Source organism: Cronobacter sp. EKM101R, from assembly GCF_963888145.1.
Taxonomy (GTDB): Bacteria; Pseudomonadota; Gammaproteobacteria; order Enterobacterales; family Enterobacteriaceae; genus Cronobacter; species Cronobacter turicensis.
On sequence record NZ_CAWPHW010000001.1, the window covers coordinates 16,617 to 31,869 of the forward strand.

Below are 15,253 nucleotides of genomic sequence, written 5' to 3' on the forward strand. Positions count from 1 at the left end.
AAAATTTTCCAGGCTATGTTCTTAGAGCCGCATCAGCGGCAGCGTCGCTCGGACGGTCCGGGCGCTTACGTCACTTCGAGGAACCTATGGCTGATTTCAGTCCTAAACGCCGTTTTTCGCGTATCGAACGCCTTCCCCCTTACGTTTTTAACATCACTGCTGAGCTGAAGATGGCTGCGCGTCGGCGCGGCGAAGATATTATCGATTTCAGCATGGGCAACCCGGACGGCCCCACGCCGCCGCATATCGTCGAAAAACTTTGCACCGTGGCCCAGCGGCCGGACACGCACGGTTACTCCACCTCGCGCGGTATTCCGCGTCTGCGCCGCGCCATTTCGCGCTGGTATCAGGAGCGTTACGAGGTGGAGATCGATCCGGAAACCGAAGCCATCGTCACCATCGGGTCGAAAGAGGGCCTGGCGCACCTGATGCTCGCCACGCTCGATCACGGCGACACGGTGCTGGTGCCGAACCCAAGCTATCCGATCCATATTTACGGCGCGGTTATCGCCGGCGCGCAGGTGCGCTCGGTGCCGCTGGTGGAGGGCGTGGATTTCTTCAACGAGCTGGAGCGCGCGATCCGCGAAAGCTATCCGAAGCCGAAAATGATGATTTTAGGCTTCCCGTCGAACCCGACGGCGCAGTGCGTGGAGCTGGAGTTTTTCGAGAAAGTCGTGGCGCTGGCGAAGCGTTATGACGTGCTGGTGGTGCACGATCTGGCTTACGCCGACATCGTCTATGACGGCTGGAAAGCGCCGTCCATCATGCAGGTGCCGGGCGCGCGCGATGTTGCAGTGGAGTTCTTCACGCTCTCCAAAAGCTACAACATGGCAGGCTGGCGCATCGGCTTTATGGTGGGCAATCAGGAGCTGGTCAGCGCGCTGGCGCGTATCAAAAGCTACCACGACTACGGCACCTTTACGCCGCTACAGGTGGCGGCCATCGCCGCGCTGGAAGGGGATCAGCAGTGCGTGCGCGATATCGCCGAACAGTATAAACGCCGCCGCGACGTGCTGGTGAAAGGACTGCACGAGGCGGGCTGGATGGTGGAGTGCCCGAAAGCGTCGATGTATGTCTGGGCGAAAATCCCGGAGCCTTACGCGGCGATGGGCTCGCTGGAGTTTGCCAAAAAGCTGCTTCAGGACGCGAAAGTCTGCGTCTCGCCGGGGATTGGTTTTGGCGATTACGGCGATACCCACGTGCGCTTCGCGCTGATTGAAAACCGCGATCGCATTCGCCAGGCGGTGCGCGGGATAAAAGCGATGTTCCGGGCCGACGGGCTGCTACCGGCTGGTACGAAGAACGCCGCGGCGCAGGACGCCGAATAAAAAACAGGAGCCAGTGGCTCCTGTTTTTTTTACTCAGGTGTTTTACTAAATCATCAGGGCGAACGTGCCGGCCCACAACAGTAAAATCACCGATACGCCCATAAAGAAATATTTCACGTTACATCGCTCCGCATGCCTGAAAACATGCCTGAATCAATACGCAAGGTCACAGTATAGAGAGATGAAGCCGCAGCCGATTCACTTTGGGACTATTCCCCATCGGCGGCTACCGCTCTCTGGAAATCGAGCGCGTCAAATGACGTCAGCGGGCGCTAATGTAATCCTTTATTTCAGAGGTGACAAGCGACGCGCGGCACAGGGGCCGGAAATTTTTTCACTCACCCTTTTTCCTTAAAAAACAATAAAAAATAAATTAATCACGGTGCGTAATTCCAAATTTCTGGAGCTTGTCAGCAGCCTCGTTTACCGGGATTGTGGCGTTTTGAAAAACAGGAGCGCGTATGAAAATCAGCAAGGCGAATGCAGAACATTATTTGTGGGGCGGCGACTGCGACGGCTGGCATCTGGTAAAAAGCCAGGGTCTGAGCGTAATTCATGAGCGGATGCCCGGTGGGCGCGCCGAGCGGCGCCACTACCATGAGCAGTCGCGCCAGTGCTTTTTTGTGCTGAGCGGCGTGCTGACGATGGAGCTGAACGGCGAGCGCGTGACGCTCACCGCTGGCGAAGCGATAGAAATCCCGCCGCAGGCGCCGCATCAGGCGCGCAACGACGCGCCAGAGGCGGTGGAGTTTTTGGTTATCTCCCAGCCGACCACGCGCGGCGACCGGGTGGATCTCACAACCAGCCCGAGCGTTTAAGTTTCCAGTAGAGCAGGTAGCAGATGGCGATGGTGCCGCTGATGGTCACCGGATACCCGAACGCCGAGCGTATCTCCGGCATATTTTCAAAGTTCATGCCGTACATACTGAAGATAACGGTCGGCACCACCAGGATTGCCCCCCAGCCCGCGAGCTTTTTCACCACCTCGTTCTGCTGCACGGTCACCAGCGCCAGGTTCACATGCATGGCGCTGGTCAACATCTCACGCATATCTTCCGCGTCCATGACCACATGATGCGCGTGATCCTGTACGTCGCGCAGGTAGGGGCGCAGCGTCTTCGGCACGATATCTTCATGCAGGCGAATCAGCTGGTTGCAGATCTCATCGACCGGCAGCGCGGCGTTACGAATCGCCAGTAGCTGGCGACGCAGCGTATAAACCTGCTGCACCGCCTGCTTGTCAAACTCGGTGCGGAACATCGTATCTTCCATCTCGCCGATGCGGCTGGTGAGCGACGAGGTGATTTCCAGATAGTTATCGACGATAAAATCGAGTAGGCAGTAGAGCGCGTAGCCCGGCCCAATCGCCAGCATGTCGGGCTTTTCCTCAGCGCGGGCGCGGATAGGCGCATAGCTTTCCGAGGCACCGTGGCGCACCGTTATCAGAAAGTTTTTCCCGATAAACAGATGCGTTTCGCCAAACTCTATCTGCTCCTGACGGTTCATCCACGCGGTTTTCACCACCATAAACAGCGATTCGCCATACTGTTCGATTTTCGGGCGCTGATGGGCGGTAAGGGCATCTTCAATCGCGAGCTCGTGCAGGCCGAACTCCTGCTGAATGATATGCATAAACGGCGCATCGGGCTGCCAGAGCCCCAGCCAGATAAAGGCGTCCGGATCTTCAATCGCCTCGCTGATATCTTCGAGGTTAATCACTTCCGGCTTCTTGTCGCGCCGGTACACCATGCTGTTAACAATCATTTTTTCATCCCTGGCGGTACGCTTATCGGGTAACTATAAACAGCGTGGGCGCGGGCTTCCTCTTTTTCGCGACAATTCAGCCGATTCTGGCGCTTAAAACATTTCCACCAGCCGACGCACTGACGGCGAGCGTTCGAATTTACGCCAGGCCAGCGCGATATCGGTTTTCAGCGTCTGATCGCTGAGCCGGTGGAATGTCACTTCCGGGTGTCCGATGCACTGCATCGAGACCGGCACCAGCGTGAAGCCAAACCCCGCCGCCACCATGCTGAGCGAGGAAGAGAGCTGCGAAGCCTGCTGGCTGTCGGCAGGCGCCAGACCCGCACGCAGGCAGGCGTTAAACACCAGCTCATACAGCCCAGGCGCCACCTCGTGTGGGAAAAGAATAAGCGGCGTGCCGACCAGTTCGCTCAGCGCCACTTCATCACGCCCGCTCAGCGGATGACTGCGGTGCAGCGCCGCCACCATCGGCTCCACATCAATCAGGCGCAGGTTAAACGCTTTGCTGCTCTCGCACGGCAGGCGGACAAACGCGGCGTCCAGCAAGCCTTCTTCCAGATCGTGCATCAGCGACGCCATATTGGCCTCCTGTTGCAGCAGCGTAATAGCCGGGTAGCGGTGCTGAAATTCATGCAGCAGGGAAAAGATATGCGGATGAAACGCGTTAGAGCTGCTGATGCCTATCGAGAGCGTGCCATTGACGCCACGGGCGATGCCGCGCGTTTTCTCCAGCGCCGCGTCGCTGAGCGCCAGTATCTGGCAGGCATCCTGATAAAAGGCCTCACCGGCCTCGGTCAGCTCCACGCCGCGCGTCAGACGGCGCAGCAGCGGCGTGCCCACTTCGCGCTCAAGACGCTGAATCTGTTGACTGAGCGGCGGCTGAGAAATACCCAGTAATTCAGCGGCACGGGTGAAGTGCCGCGTCTGGGCTACCGCCACGAAATAACGCAAATATCGAAGTTCCATATCAAATACGACTCAAACCGGGATGCTTTCTATATTGGAACCCTGCGCTGAATCGCGTCAACATTTGATTAATCTTTCTTACGGAATATGAGTGAGGATCAGTGCAATGAGCCATGCAACCGATTGTTCTTGCGAGCAAAGCTTGCTGGAAACCGTGCGGGCGCTACGGGATAAAGATACAGAATGTGTGATATATCAAACATCCATGATGAGCGCTCTGCTCAGTGGGGTTTATGAAGGCAATACCACCATCGCGGATCTCCTGACCAAAGGCGATTTTGGCCTCGGCACCTTTAACGAACTCGACGGCGAACTCATCGCCTTCAGCCATGAAGTTCACCAGCTGCGCGCCGACGGCAGCGCCCGTGAAGCGCAGCCCGACCAGAAAACGCCGTTCGCGGTAATGACGTGGTTTAAACCGCATTACCGTCAGCGCTTCGACCGGCCGATGAGCCGCCAGCAGATCCATGACGTGATAGACCGCCAGGTGCCGTCCGACAACATCTTCTGCGCGTTGCGTATCGACGGCCACTTCCGCCATGCCCACACTCGCACGGTGCCGCGCCAGACGCCGCCGTATCGTGCGATGACCGACGTGCTGGACGACCAGCCGGTGTTCCGCTTCGACGGCCGCGACGGCGTCCTTGTGGGGTTCCGCACGCCGCAGCATATGCAGGGCATCAACGTCGCGGGCTACCACGAACATTTCATCACCGACGATCGTCAGGGGGGCGGGCACCTGCTCGACTACCAGCTGGAAAACGGCGTTCTTACCTTCGGGGAGATCCACAAGCTGATGATCGATCTGCCGACGGACCCGGCGTTCCTCAACGCCAACCTGCATCCCGACAATCTCGATGCGGCTATCCGCTCGGTTGAAAACTAACAGTCTGAAAGGGGAAATATCATGGATAACGAAAACCGGATGCGCCAGTGGGCGCACGGCGCCGACATGGTGGTCGGCCAGCTTGAAGCCCAGGGCGTAAAACAGGTCTTCGGCATTCCCGGCGCGAAGATCGATAAGGTCTTCGATTCCCTGCTGGATTCCACTATCCAGATTATCCCGGTGCGTCACGAGGCGAATGCGGCGTTCATGGCCGCCGCCGTCGGGCGTATCACCGGCAAAGCCGGGGTGGCGCTGGTTACCTCCGGGCCGGGGTGCAGCAACCTCATCACCGGCATGGCGACCGCCAACAGCGAAGGCGACCCGGTGGTCGCGCTCGGCGGGGCGGTGCGTCGCGCGGATAAAGCGCGCCAGGTGCATCAAAGCATGGATACCGTGGCGATGTTCAGCCCGGTTACGAAATACTCCGTTGAGGTCTCGTCCTCAGACGCTATCGCGGAAGTGGTTTCCAACGCCTTTCGCGTGGCAGAGCACGGCAGACCAGGCAGCGCCTTCGTGAGCCTGCCGCAGGATATCGTCGATCAGCCCGCTCAGGGCAACATTCTGCCTGCAGGCAAAGCGCCGCAGGTGGGGCCTGCGCCGGATGCCGCTATCGATCACGTGGCCGGGCTTATTCGCAACGCCAAAAACCCGGTCATTCTGCTGGGCCTGATGGCGAGCCAGACGGAGAACAGTCGCGCGCTGCACCGGCTGCTGGAGAAAAGCCATATTCCGGTCACCAGTACCTACCAGGCAGCGGGCGCGGTGAATCAGGAGCATTTCACGCGCTTTGCGGGCCGCGTCGGGCTTTTCAACAACCAGGCGGGCGACCGACTGCTGCATCTGGCGGATCTCATCATCTGCATCGGCTACAGCCCGGTGGAATATGAACCCGCCATGTGGAATCGCGGTAACGCGACGCTGGTGCATATTGACGTGCTGCCAGCCTACGAAGAGAGCCACTACGCGCCGGAAATCGAGCTGGTGGGGGATATCGCCGGCACGCTGGAAAAACTGGCCGGGCGTATCGAACAGCCGCTGGTGTTAAGCGACCGGGCCTCAGAGATCCTTATCGACCGCCAGAATCAGCGCGAGCTGCTGGCGCGCCGGGGGGCGCAATTAAACCAGTTCGCGCTGCATCCGCTGCGCATCGTGCGCGCCATGCAGGACATCATCAACAACGATGTGACGCTCACCGTGGACATGGGCAGCTTCCACATCTGGATTGCGCGCTATCTCTACAGCTTCCGCGCCCGTCAGGTGATGATTTCAAACGGTCAGCAGACCATGGGCGTGGCGCTGCCGTGGGCCATCGGCGCATGGCTGGTGGAGCCCTCGCGTAAAGTGGTGTCTGTTTCCGGCGATGGCGGTTTCCTACAATCGAGCATGGAGCTGGAAACCGCGGTACGCCTGAAAGCCAATGTGTTACACATCATCTGGGTGGATAACGCCTACAATATGGTGGCGATTCAGGAAGAGAAAAAATACCAGCGGCTCTCGGGCGTGAGCTTCGGGCCGGTGGATTTCAAAGTTTACGCCGAAGCGTTCGGCGCTGCCGGGTTCGCGGTGGAAAGCGCCGAGGCGCTGGAGCCGACGCTGCGCGCCGCGATGGATGTCGACGGGCCGGCGGTCGTCGCCATTCCGGTGGACTACAGCGATAACCCGCTGCTGATGGGCCAGCTCCATCTCAGCCAGATTCTCTGACTTACCAAAAGGAACGGATTATGAAAAAAGTAGCACTGGTTACCGGCGCAGGGCAGGGGATTGGTAAAGCCATCGCCCTCCGACTGGTCAAAGACGGTTTTGCGGTCGCGATTGCCGATTACAACGCCGAAACGGCCAATGCCGTGGCGCAGGAGATCAACGAGCAGGGCGGCAGCGCCGTGGCGGTGACCGTGGATGTCTCGAAGCGCGACCAGGTGTTCGCGGCCGTAGAACAGACCCGCAAAGCGCTCGGCGGCTTTGACGTTATCGTCAACAACGCCGGGATCGCGCCGTCAACGCCGATTGAGACGATCACCGAAGACGTTATCGACAGGGTTTACAACATCAACGTCAAAGGCGTGATCTGGGGCATGCAGGCGGCGATTGAAGCGTTCAAAGCCGAAGGGCACGGCGGGAAAATCATCAACGCCTGTTCGCAGGCGGGCCACGTCGGCAACCCGGAGCTGGCGGTCTACAGCTCCAGTAAATTCGCGGTGCGCGGACTGACCCAGACCGCCGCGCGCGATTTAGCGCCGCTCGGCATTACCGTAAACGGCTTCTGCCCGGGCATTGTGAAAACGCCAATGTGGGCTGAAATCGACCGTCAGATCTCCGAAGCCGCCGGCAAACCGCTCGGCTACGGCACCGAAGAGTTCGCCAAACGCATCACGCTTGGCCGCCTTTCCGAGCCGGAAGATGTCGCCGCCTGCGTTTCGTTCCTGGCAGGCCCGGACTCCGACTACATGACCGGCCAGTCGCTGCTGATCGACGGCGGTATGGTATTTAGTTAATCCTTATCATCTACCTTTTTCGGCATGTCCGAAAACCCACCGTTTCTGCGGTGGGTTTTTTTATGGGGATATAAAACAGGTTTATTAGGGGAGATGATATTACCGTGGCCGTATGCGTGCCAGGTTTCATTATTAATATCAAACTGCGTATTGCCGTTTTTGCGTTCGAGAATAATCATCAGGATGTGTTTATCAAGGCTATTATCAGGTGCTTTGATTTCGGCAAAACAGAGACATTTTTCTTTATCCAGCGGCTTATAACCTTCCCATAATCGTAATTATAATAGTTCCTGAAAATCGCAACGCACTTATTTTTCAGCGAATGGTGAGCCAGAAAATTGGGGTTTACTTAACCCTCCATATAATTTTTTCTGTTGGTGATAAGATGGGGGTTAATAACTTTTAAAGGCACAAAATCGTTACGATGTACTTCAACAACGTCAACTTTCTCGTTACCCTGCGTGGATTATAAGACGGTAGCCAGTGTCATCATGAAAATGATGACAAATGTTTTTTTGATTTCATTACATCGATCCTTCAAGGGTAATGGTGGCTTGCATATTATTTTTGTTGACCTGTACTGACGTAATGGTTGTTCAAAGTTTTATTATATTAGATAGGTTATAATTGCATTCAAATCAGAAAATATTTATATCTTTGCGCTTGTTTTTAGTGATTCATTTCGCAATTCTAAAGTAGATATTGAAAATTTTCGATTACGCAAGCGTGTTACATCTTTATGTAAAAGGATTTATGAAAATGAGAAATAGCCATTCCGGCACCAGGGAGGGAACCCTCCGGCTGATGACGCCAGGCGAAATAGCGATGGCCCGACGCGTGTTTGGTTATAGTATTGTGTATAGCCGTGTCTGGGTACATTGTGACAGCTATTTTCCGTTTGGTTTACAAAGTAAAGGCGTTGCGATGGCCCCCAATGGAGAATTGTGGTTCAGGAAGGAGGGCTATAAGCCTGATTTTTCCGCGAGCAATGTGTTAATTCAGTCGAGGCATGTCTTTATTCATGAACTTGGCCATGTCTGGCAACATCAACATGGACAATGGGTACGAACCCGGGGATTGTTCAGTTGGGCCGCAGATTACTTCTATCAGCTTGATAAAATTTCGCTTATCGATTATTCACTGGAGCAGCAGGCTTCGATCATTGCTGACTACTGGTTGCTTCTTGTTTACGGTATGCAAACCTGGTTGGCTTTTCAGGCCGAAGGAAAACAGGGCAGATACAGAGGTAAAGACCGGCTTGCCGATATTCCCCGTCTTTACCAGAAAATTGCCACAGGGCGAGGCTAAAAAATGAAAGTGTACCTCTCAGGATGTTCATTAGTACTGCTGGCAGGCTGCGCAGGGCCGGGCGATCGTTTACCCGATATCCAGACGGGTCATGTAGAAATCAACGGCAATACGCCCTGCATCACTTATGCGGTTAAGCCTGGCGATCGTCTCTCATTCGTTGAAATCGCAAATCACGGCGGCGAAGGTGACAGTTTTCGAAAAAGCGTGAGTGAAGAGGCTGTGTATCCGCAGCAGGGGCAGTGTTTGCCGACGTTGGGTTATCATTTCGAAAGCGGCGATAAGTATGCTGCGTATTACAGCCTGGATAATCCGCGCGATGAGCGAGAACGCATTATAGAAGTGAACTTTTCGATGCCATGAATTCGCCAGAACAGCAATTCCCGAACAATAAAAAGCCCCTTTCAGGGCTTTTTAAATAAAGACGCATAGTGTTTATACCGCGCGCCATGATGTTAATCAGTCTTTGCTCTGCAACAGAAAGCGATACATCAGGCCGCCCACTACGCCGCCCACCATCGGGACTACCCAGAAAACCCACAGTTGCTGTAAAGCCCAGCCGCCCTGGAAAATAGCGACAGCTGTGCTTCGCGCCGGGTTCACCGAGGTATTGGTAACGGGAATGCTGATGAGATGAATCAGCGTCAGGGCGAGACCAATCGCCAGCGGCGCAAATTTCGCTGGCGCGTTTTTATCCGTGGCACCGTGGATAATCAGCAGGAAGAACGCCGTCAGCACCAGTTCAGTCAGGATTGCCGCCGAAAGGCTATAACCATTCGGCGAGTGTTCGCCATAGCCGTTGGCGGCAAAGGCGCTCGCGACGGCGTCAAAGCCCGGTTTACCGCTGGCAATCGCATACAGTACGCCTGCGGCGGCAATACCGCCGATGACCTGGGAAATAATGTAGGGGATCACGTCCTGAAAGGTTATACGTCCACCCGCCCATAAACCCAGCGTGACGGCCGGGTTAAAATGTCCGCCGGAAATATGCCCCACGGCATACGCCATTGTCAGGACAGTCAGACCAAACGCCAGCGCAACCCCTGTAAAACCAATGCCCAGTTCGGGATACGCCGCAGCCAGCACAGCGCTACCGCAGCCACCAAATACCAGCCAGAATGTGCCGAAAAACTCAGCCGCACCTTTTCTCAACATATGAATGTTCCTTATTTGTATTATTACCGATAACTGTTTATTTAACGGCGGAACATCATAGCGTTTAAAATTAATAACAGAATCGCGCGCTGTTCTTATTCTGGACAAAAATATTAAGACTTGTGTAGAGATGATGTTTTATGTGATTAAAATGAGTTTAAATGAGCGTGCTGTTAGGGTGTTGTTGGGTTTATGTATAACTCAGCAGGCTATATTAAATTTACACAGGACATGATGGATGGCAGACGCTGTTAAAGCGGCCGATCTCTCGCGCCTACTGAAAACATACATGTTGCTGGTGAACCTGAACGTTCCGGTAAGTTTGGCTGATATTGATTAAGTGACTGATATAGTTAGTTTCTATAATGAAGTTATTCTCTTAGTGCTAACTGTTAAGAATATGCTTTACAGAACGCCTCATATTCGGTGTTCAGCTCACGCAATTCAAAATCTGAAAATGTTCCGCAGGCTGACAGCTCCTGATGACGTGGCGCCTCGTTTTCTTCGGTAATTTTTTTATAACGATTTTTCAGTCCTGAGATGAGTTCGGCAGGGATATCGTTATCATTCAAAGGATCATTCTTAGCGCAAATCAAATAAAACAGTGCCGCTTTTAATAGATATAAAGATAACGCTGAATGGTTTTCACACAAGTAATTAATTGCGTAGGGTCTGTGTTTAACTGACAGAAGCAGGCTATCCAGACAAAAGGATTTAAACAGTCCATTTTGTATAAACGTCGATTCTACTATTTTCTTTCTGAAATACGCTGATGCTTCTGCATCAATCATATCGAGCTTACGCAGATAATGATCGGCCTCTTCTGAACCTTCATCTTCACAATCACAATTGATATACCATGGGTCTATATAACCTTGTTTAAGATAAAGAATCAGGCCATCAATCAGTTTGTTTTTTAATTTCAAAGGTGTTTCATTGTTGGTTAACCTGCAGGAAGGATGCACTACTAAAGGTGTGTAACGGTAAAAATAAAAAGAATAAGTGAACATCGTTTTATACAGGTCAGGGTAAAGATAAGATAATACTACATGAGGCGACACAGGTAATCATATGTTTTGTCGCGTTTTAAGTGATGCGTCAGGCCAGTCGGTATTATCGCGAGAGAGTGATAGCTTCATAAATCGTATTTATCGTTTAAAATTTATAGACTGCATGGGATAATGTTGCCTTGGCTGAAATTTATAGCGGATAATCTCGCCCGATTGACAATCCTTTGGCGGTTGATGATAGCCCCTTATCGGCTTTATATATCAAAGAATTTAAAGAAATGCAGGCCGAGCGGGATGCTTCCAAATCTTAACAGGCAAAGATGAAAGCGATAGCCTCCAGCGCATAAAGGCTGACGAAAGTAACAGATAAGCCCTGATTCCTTTTTGTATCTCCACGAGAATATATTCAGCGTTCTTTCTCATCAATCCATGCAATTAAATCGGCGAGGTTATTCTCAGAAAAAACGGCTATACCATGTGCAGAGAGTAGCGATGCTGCGATGCCCATACCTGACTTGCGCCGGCCACTAAATGAACCGTCATAGATAAACTGGCTACCGCATGTTGGGCTGCCGTCCGTTAACAGCGCAGCGGTACAGCCCGCATCCTGCGCCGTGCGTAGCGCCAGCCAGGCGCCAAGCTGATAGTGCTCTGTTACCTCTTTTCCTGTAATTTCAATTATTCTGTCCTGAGTTTTATTATCACCAGAAACAATCTCAGCCGGAGGGCGTGGGGTGGGTAAACCCGCGGCCAGTTCAGGACAGTGGATCACAAGACGCTGCTCTTCCTGCCAGCGCCGCAGCTGATCGATCATCTGTGCTTTTTCGCTCCCGTCGTAGCGCACTTTGAATCCCATCAGACAGGCACTTACCAGTATTTTATTTATCATCGTAATTGGACATCAGGTCTAGTGATACTTAAATGATATCAGCTTCGCTTTTACATAAAAATGCCTTTGGCCGCACCTGCTTATATTATGGGAAGTTTAGGGATATCCGGATCAGTCTCACCACTATTCAGCTGCAAGGTGCCACACCGCAGCCACAAAAATAATGGCCGGATTTCAATATCTGTTTTTCTAAAAACACCGGGGAGAAAAATTTTCTCGCCGGTCCAGCACCAGAATCAGACTTTACGCATCCTCGGTTAATTACAGGGAAAAGTCAGATGTCACGGTTTGCAGGTGAAAATATATTAATTACGGGGTGACCAGTGGTATTGGTCTCGCGGGTGCCAGCCGTATTGTGCAGGGTAATAGTTACCGGGCGTAATGCTGAAGCACTGAGGCGACTGCCTGTCAGTATTGATTCAGTGCAGAACCACGGCGCGCAACCTGAAGCGGCCGTTGTACGGGCAAATGAGGTGAAAGCGTTCGGGCTGCTGGATGGGTTGTGGCTGAACGCCGGACAGCGCCCGATTGAAAAGAAGATTTGATCGGCTTGCAGAAACGGGAAAGTCTTTTTCCTGTATCCCTTTATAGCATCCGCCAGATCAGGCGCAGGGTTATATTTAGCCCTCCCGGTTACTACGGCATAGCGAAACACTTCTTTGCAGCGCCGACTGCCTTATTAACCCGCGCTATGACATCACCGTTTTCGAACCGGCGTGAATACGCGCAAACGCTGGAATGGTCTGATGATTGGTTTTAAGAGATTTAGCGAACAACATCGAAGGCGGGCGAACAGCAAAATGGCGTCCCCTGCAAACTTCAAATTTGATACCTAAGTGCAGGAGACGTAAGGGTTATTTTTGTATGCTAAAATTATTTACCCAGGATTTTACCCATCATGCTGCGCGATGAGCTTTTTTTTGAATGCTTGATGATCGCTATATAACCAGCGAGAACGTCCATGAATCTTGCGTGGTTTCGGAAGGGTTCCGTCTTTAATGCGGTCATAAATGAAGGTCTTACCGAACCCAGTATCTGCCATGATAAATTTCAGGTCAATAAGGGTATCCTCTCGTAACTCACGCATCATAATCTCTCCTGCTTACATTCGTACTTTGAAAATCTTATAGCTGACAGAGCAGCAAAATTTTTTGTAACCACTACCCTAGGTCCTCGTAACTTTAGTTACGAAGCCAGACAGCAACTTCACTGCCGATGACTCGCACTGGTTGCCCCAGTGATCCCAACCTGGCGCCGCTGAACGGCTGAATAACTCGATGCGCGGCACGTCGCCATAAAGACGCTCTAACCGGTGGCGGGCCTCCCAGGGTTTCGCACTATGGCGGCCTAACGGGCTGTAGATAACCTGTTTCACGCTGGCATCTTTGCGTTCGAGCCCGGCGCCGCGGGTGGCGATAAGAAGATCCTCGGTGTTTGCCCGCGTATAGTTTCCGCCATTCATACGCGTTTGCGCGTTAAGCAGGTGCAAAAAGTCGTGAAAATCCTCAATTTCGCCAGCTTCCAGCGCTTTATTGATGTGCTGCTCTGCCCGTTGGTTGAGTTTCACCCATGTAAAGCCCTTCATGGTGCGCACCGTAAAGCCCCAGGCTTCGGCAAGATCCATAGCTTCGCGGTTGTGGGTGCCGGTGTACCACATCGCCAAAACGGCGTTTTCTGCGGCCAGCTCCCACACTGGGAGGCGCTTCATATCGATCAGGCTCATGGTGTCGTAATGCCCGGCTGCCGCGCCGTTGCTTACGGTATTGCCATAGCTCCAGGCGGGATCGGCGTAGATAAGCGAATATTTCATCAATCCCCCCTGTATACCCCGCCATGAATACGGCGTGCTTCGCCGCTATATGGGCCGGTAAACCCGCCTAAATCCACATCAGCCCAGCGCAAGCGCAGACGATGGGGGAGGATTCCACCCGCTGCTACCGCCTGTTCTTCCTCGGTCGGTAGCGGCAGGGGTATCTCCACGCCAAATAAGGCGGCCTGATTAACAAGCCGGTGTAGTTCGATGCGCAGACGCCCACGAATGCGCTCATCTGGATCTACTGGTTTCGCCAGAATCTGCGCCAGCTGTTCTGTCGTTGGCTTCCCGGTGAGTTTCATCATGGCCTCCGATCAGAATGGGATATCATCGTCAAAATCATAAGCGGGCTCGCTCTGCTGCTGGCGTGGGCCGCCGCCGCTGTATAGCGGCTGTTGAGGCGCGCCCCAACAGCCGGGCTCGCCGCCTTGCTGGCTCTGCTGCTGGCGTTGCTGGCCGCTTTGCTGCCCCTGGCCGCCGCCGAGCATTTGCATAGTGCCGCCTACGTTCACAGCCACTTCTGTTGAATAACGGTCGCTGCCGTCCTGCGCCTGCCATTTACGGGTTTTTAGCTGGCCTTCGATGTAAACCTGAGAGCCTTTGCGGAGGTATTCCCCGGCCACCTCGGCGAGCTTCCCGTACAGAACGACGCGATGCCATTCTGTGGCCTCTTTCATTTCGCCGGTTTGCTTGTCGCGCCAGGATTCAGAAGTCGCCAGTCGCAGATTAGCCACGGCGCCGCCGTTCGGGAGGTAGCGAACCTCTGGATCTTGTCCGAGGTTGCCGACCAGAATCACTTTGTTAACTCCACGCTGCGCCATTGATTAAGCTCCTACTGTCTGTTGTTCGTTCTGCTGTCCGGCCTGCGCCTTTTTCAGCTGGTTGATTCGTTGCTGCATTGCTTCGCGAAGCTTGCCCTGGGTAGCTCCATCGCCTGCGCACGCTTTCCATGCACGCTTGTAAAGCTCATCGAGGCGAGCCCGATCCGTTGTCTGCCCGACCACCTTTGCGAAGGTTGTGTAAACTTCTGCGGGCGTAAGCTCTGCTCTTTGCTGCTGGCGCTGCTGCTGATTCCCACCCTGGCCTCGCTGCTGCTGGCCGCCGTTTCGCTGTTGATTGCCGTTTCGCTGCTGGTTGCCATTGCGTGACTGGTTACCGTTGCGCGGCTGCTGCCCGTTCTGGATCGCGTGTTCGTCTGTGTCCGGGTCTTTCGCGTCGTCGATGCCAAACAGCCCATTCAGACAGTATTTGCGGGCGTAGGAGCTGGTAGCGCCGGTTACCTGCGCATCATCCATGCCTTTTTTCGTGATGGCCTCGCGCGCTATGGCGCTGGCACTGTGTGAGTTCTCGCCGTCGGTGATGGTGGCGGTGGCCCTGATGTAGTAGCGGTCGCCAAGCTGGATCACGTCGTCGGTGATCGAGAGGAAAAGCCCCTTAAGCAGAGGTTTTACGGCGTTTAAAATGTCCTCGCAGCTGCGATAGCTGTAACCGCCAAAGCTATTAAACTGGCTTTTGGGCGCGTTAAGTTCGGCTTGAATGCTGGCAAGACGCGCGTAAAATTCCGGTTTGGTCATTGTTGTAACCCTGATTCTTTTTTCGTAAACTCACCTGGTCTTACTTCCCGGTGAGACTTGAAGCCCTC

The 15,253-nt window shown here is 53.7% G+C and carries 19 protein-coding genes and 1 pseudogene; 7 read left to right on the forward strand and 13 right to left on the reverse strand.

All coding sequences use genetic code 11. From position 1 onward, the window contains the following. Positions 1 to 86 precede the first annotated feature (86 nt). Positions 87 to 1,328, forward strand: coding sequence for an alanine transaminase (gene alaC, locus AACV31_RS00085; RefSeq protein WP_075198301.1), 1,242 nt, complete (start codon positions 87 to 89; stop codon positions 1,326 to 1,328). 45 nt (positions 1,329 to 1,373) lie between these two features. Here the strand turns inward: alaC and ypdK are convergent, their stop codons facing one another. Continuing rightward, positions 1,374 to 1,430, reverse strand: a complete 57-nt coding sequence (gene ypdK, locus AACV31_RS23150; RefSeq protein ID WP_097566156.1) for a membrane protein YpdK — start codon at positions 1,428 to 1,430, stop codon at positions 1,374 to 1,376. Between the two features lie 359 nt (positions 1,431 to 1,789). On the opposite strand from ypdK, the gene AACV31_RS00090 reads away from it, so the two are divergent. Then, complete coding sequence (locus AACV31_RS00090; protein WP_105580625.1) at positions 1,790 to 2,146, forward strand: cupin domain-containing protein; 357 nt, start codon at positions 1,790 to 1,792, stop codon at positions 2,144 to 2,146. On the opposite strand, the gene AACV31_RS00095 is transcribed toward AACV31_RS00090, so the two are convergent. Then, entirely contained in the window at positions 2,124 to 3,092 is a 969-nt protein-coding gene (locus AACV31_RS00095; RefSeq protein ID WP_165154985.1) for a magnesium and cobalt transport protein CorA, read from the reverse strand. The genes AACV31_RS00090 and AACV31_RS00095 overlap by 23 nt on opposite strands. A 93-nt stretch (positions 3,093 to 3,185) precedes the next feature. After that, positions 3,186 to 4,058: a LysR family transcriptional regulator gene (locus AACV31_RS00100; RefSeq protein ID WP_075198303.1), complete on the reverse strand. Its 873-nt coding sequence runs from the start codon at positions 4,056 to 4,058 to the stop codon at positions 3,186 to 3,188. Between the two features lie 106 nt (positions 4,059 to 4,164). Between AACV31_RS00100 and budA the strand changes: the two genes are divergently transcribed. Genes budA through AACV31_RS00115 form a run of 3 tightly spaced genes read left to right on the forward strand, consistent with a single transcriptional unit; the run spans position 4,165 to position 7,436 of the window. Continuing rightward, positions 4,165 to 4,944, forward strand: a complete 780-nt coding sequence (gene budA / locus AACV31_RS00105; RefSeq protein ID WP_007762979.1) for an acetolactate decarboxylase — start codon at positions 4,165 to 4,167, stop codon at positions 4,942 to 4,944. 21 nt (positions 4,945 to 4,965) lie between these two features. Further along, positions 4,966 to 6,645, forward strand: coding sequence for an acetolactate synthase AlsS (gene alsS, locus AACV31_RS00110; RefSeq protein ID WP_007762976.1), 1,680 nt, complete (start codon positions 4,966 to 4,968; stop codon positions 6,643 to 6,645). A 20-nt stretch (positions 6,646 to 6,665) separates the two neighbouring features. Next, positions 6,666 to 7,436, forward strand: coding sequence for a (S)-acetoin forming diacetyl reductase (locus AACV31_RS00115; protein WP_007762974.1), 771 nt, complete (start codon positions 6,666 to 6,668; stop codon positions 7,434 to 7,436). On the opposite strand, the gene AACV31_RS00120 is transcribed toward AACV31_RS00115, so the two are convergent. After that, entirely contained in the window at positions 7,433 to 7,687 is a 255-nt protein-coding gene (locus tag AACV31_RS00120) for a hypothetical protein (protein ID WP_234006137.1), read from the reverse strand. The two genes, AACV31_RS00115 and AACV31_RS00120, sit on opposite strands and share 4 nt — an antisense overlap. A gap of 508 nt (positions 7,688 to 8,195) precedes the next feature. On the opposite strand from AACV31_RS00120, the gene AACV31_RS00125 reads away from it, so the two are divergent. Together AACV31_RS00125 and AACV31_RS00130 are read left to right on the forward strand one after the other, a co-directional pair. Further along, positions 8,196 to 8,744 carry a type IV secretion protein Rhs gene (locus AACV31_RS00125; RefSeq protein WP_242658681.1) on the forward strand — a complete coding sequence of 183 codons (549 nt, stop codon included), beginning with the start codon at positions 8,196 to 8,198 and terminating at the stop codon, positions 8,742 to 8,744. A 3-nt stretch (positions 8,745 to 8,747) separates the two neighbouring features. After that, positions 8,748 to 9,107, forward strand: a complete 360-nt coding sequence (locus AACV31_RS00130) for a putative T6SS immunity periplasmic lipoprotein (protein WP_075198306.1) — start codon at positions 8,748 to 8,750, stop codon at positions 9,105 to 9,107. 96 nt (positions 9,108 to 9,203) lie between these two features. Here the strand turns inward: AACV31_RS00130 and aqpZ are convergent, their stop codons facing one another. The 9 genes and pseudogenes from aqpZ to AACV31_RS00175 all read right to left on the reverse strand — a co-directional run bounded on the left by aqpZ (position 9,204) and on the right by AACV31_RS00175 (position 15,185). Then, a complete protein-coding gene (aqpZ, locus tag AACV31_RS00135; protein WP_255491259.1) occupies positions 9,204 to 9,905 on the reverse strand; it encodes an aquaporin Z in 702 nt (233 codons plus the stop codon). 386 nt (positions 9,906 to 10,291) lie between these two features. Next, positions 10,292 to 10,825, reverse strand: coding sequence for a hypothetical protein (locus tag AACV31_RS00140; protein ID WP_255491253.1), 534 nt, complete (start codon positions 10,823 to 10,825; stop codon positions 10,292 to 10,294). 490 nt (positions 10,826 to 11,315) lie between these two features. Continuing rightward, positions 11,316 to 11,798, reverse strand: coding sequence for a DUF523 domain-containing protein (locus AACV31_RS00145; protein WP_165154981.1), 483 nt, complete (start codon positions 11,796 to 11,798; stop codon positions 11,316 to 11,318). Between the two features lie 538 nt (positions 11,799 to 12,336). Then, positions 12,337 to 12,485, reverse strand: a pseudogene (locus AACV31_RS00150) (phage integrase central domain-containing protein); the annotation flags it as partial. 202 nt (positions 12,486 to 12,687) lie between these two features. After that, positions 12,688 to 12,885 (reverse strand): helix-turn-helix transcriptional regulator, encoded by a 198-nt coding sequence (locus AACV31_RS00155; protein WP_158686174.1) that lies wholly within the window; start codon positions 12,883 to 12,885, stop codon positions 12,688 to 12,690. Between the two features lie 78 nt (positions 12,886 to 12,963). Further along, a complete protein-coding gene (locus tag AACV31_RS00160) occupies positions 12,964 to 13,611 on the reverse strand; it encodes an MT-A70 family methyltransferase (protein WP_185155268.1) in 648 nt (215 codons plus the stop codon). Further along, positions 13,608 to 13,916, reverse strand: coding sequence for a hypothetical protein (locus AACV31_RS00165; protein WP_165154977.1), 309 nt, complete (start codon positions 13,914 to 13,916; stop codon positions 13,608 to 13,610). The genes AACV31_RS00160 and AACV31_RS00165 overlap by 4 nt, the downstream gene beginning before the upstream one ends. A 9-nt stretch (positions 13,917 to 13,925) precedes the next feature. Further along, positions 13,926 to 14,432 (reverse strand): single-stranded DNA-binding protein, encoded by a 507-nt coding sequence (ssb, locus tag AACV31_RS00170; protein WP_165154975.1) that lies wholly within the window; start codon positions 14,430 to 14,432, stop codon positions 13,926 to 13,928. A 3-nt stretch (positions 14,433 to 14,435) separates the two neighbouring features. Then, a complete protein-coding gene (locus AACV31_RS00175) occupies positions 14,436 to 15,185 on the reverse strand; it encodes an ERF family protein (RefSeq protein WP_255491252.1) in 750 nt (249 codons plus the stop codon). Positions 15,186 to 15,253 lie beyond the last annotated feature (68 nt).

What these genes read in the sequence shown, in the direction of transcription:
- alaC (WP_075198301.1), top strand. Translation starts at nt 87, where the DNA reads ATGGCTGATTTCAGTCCTAAACGCCGTTTTTCGCGTATCGAACGCCTT.
- AACV31_RS00090 (WP_105580625.1), top strand. Translation starts at nt 1,790, where the DNA reads ATGAAAATCAGCAAGGCGAATGCAGAACATTATTTGTGGGGCGGCGAC.
- AACV31_RS00095 (WP_165154985.1), bottom strand. Translation starts at nt 3,092, where the DNA reads ATGATTGTTAACAGCATGGTGTACCGGCGCGACAAGAAGCCGGAAGTG.
- AACV31_RS00100 (WP_075198303.1), bottom strand. Translation starts at nt 4,058, where the DNA reads ATGGAACTTCGATATTTGCGTTATTTCGTGGCGGTAGCCCAGACGCGG.
- budA (WP_007762979.1), top strand. Translation starts at nt 4,165, where the DNA reads ATGAGCCATGCAACCGATTGTTCTTGCGAGCAAAGCTTGCTGGAAACC.
- alsS (WP_007762976.1), top strand. Translation starts at nt 4,966, where the DNA reads ATGGATAACGAAAACCGGATGCGCCAGTGGGCGCACGGCGCCGACATG.
- AACV31_RS00115 (WP_007762974.1), top strand. Translation starts at nt 6,666, where the DNA reads ATGAAAAAAGTAGCACTGGTTACCGGCGCAGGGCAGGGGATTGGTAAA.
- AACV31_RS00125 (WP_242658681.1), top strand. Translation starts at nt 8,196, where the DNA reads ATGAGAAATAGCCATTCCGGCACCAGGGAGGGAACCCTCCGGCTGATG.
- AACV31_RS00130 (WP_075198306.1), top strand. Translation starts at nt 8,748, where the DNA reads ATGAAAGTGTACCTCTCAGGATGTTCATTAGTACTGCTGGCAGGCTGC.
- AACV31_RS00145 (WP_165154981.1), bottom strand. Translation starts at nt 11,798, where the DNA reads ATGATAAATAAAATACTGGTAAGTGCCTGTCTGATGGGATTCAAAGTG.
- AACV31_RS00155 (WP_158686174.1), bottom strand. Translation starts at nt 12,885, where the DNA reads ATGCGTGAGTTACGAGAGGATACCCTTATTGACCTGAAATTTATCATG.
- AACV31_RS00165 (WP_165154977.1), bottom strand. Translation starts at nt 13,916, where the DNA reads ATGATGAAACTCACCGGGAAGCCAACGACAGAACAGCTGGCGCAGATT.
- ssb (WP_165154975.1), bottom strand. Translation starts at nt 14,432, where the DNA reads ATGGCGCAGCGTGGAGTTAACAAAGTGATTCTGGTCGGCAACCTCGGA.
- AACV31_RS00175 (WP_255491252.1), bottom strand. Translation starts at nt 15,185, where the DNA reads ATGACCAAACCGGAATTTTACGCGCGTCTTGCCAGCATTCAAGCCGAA.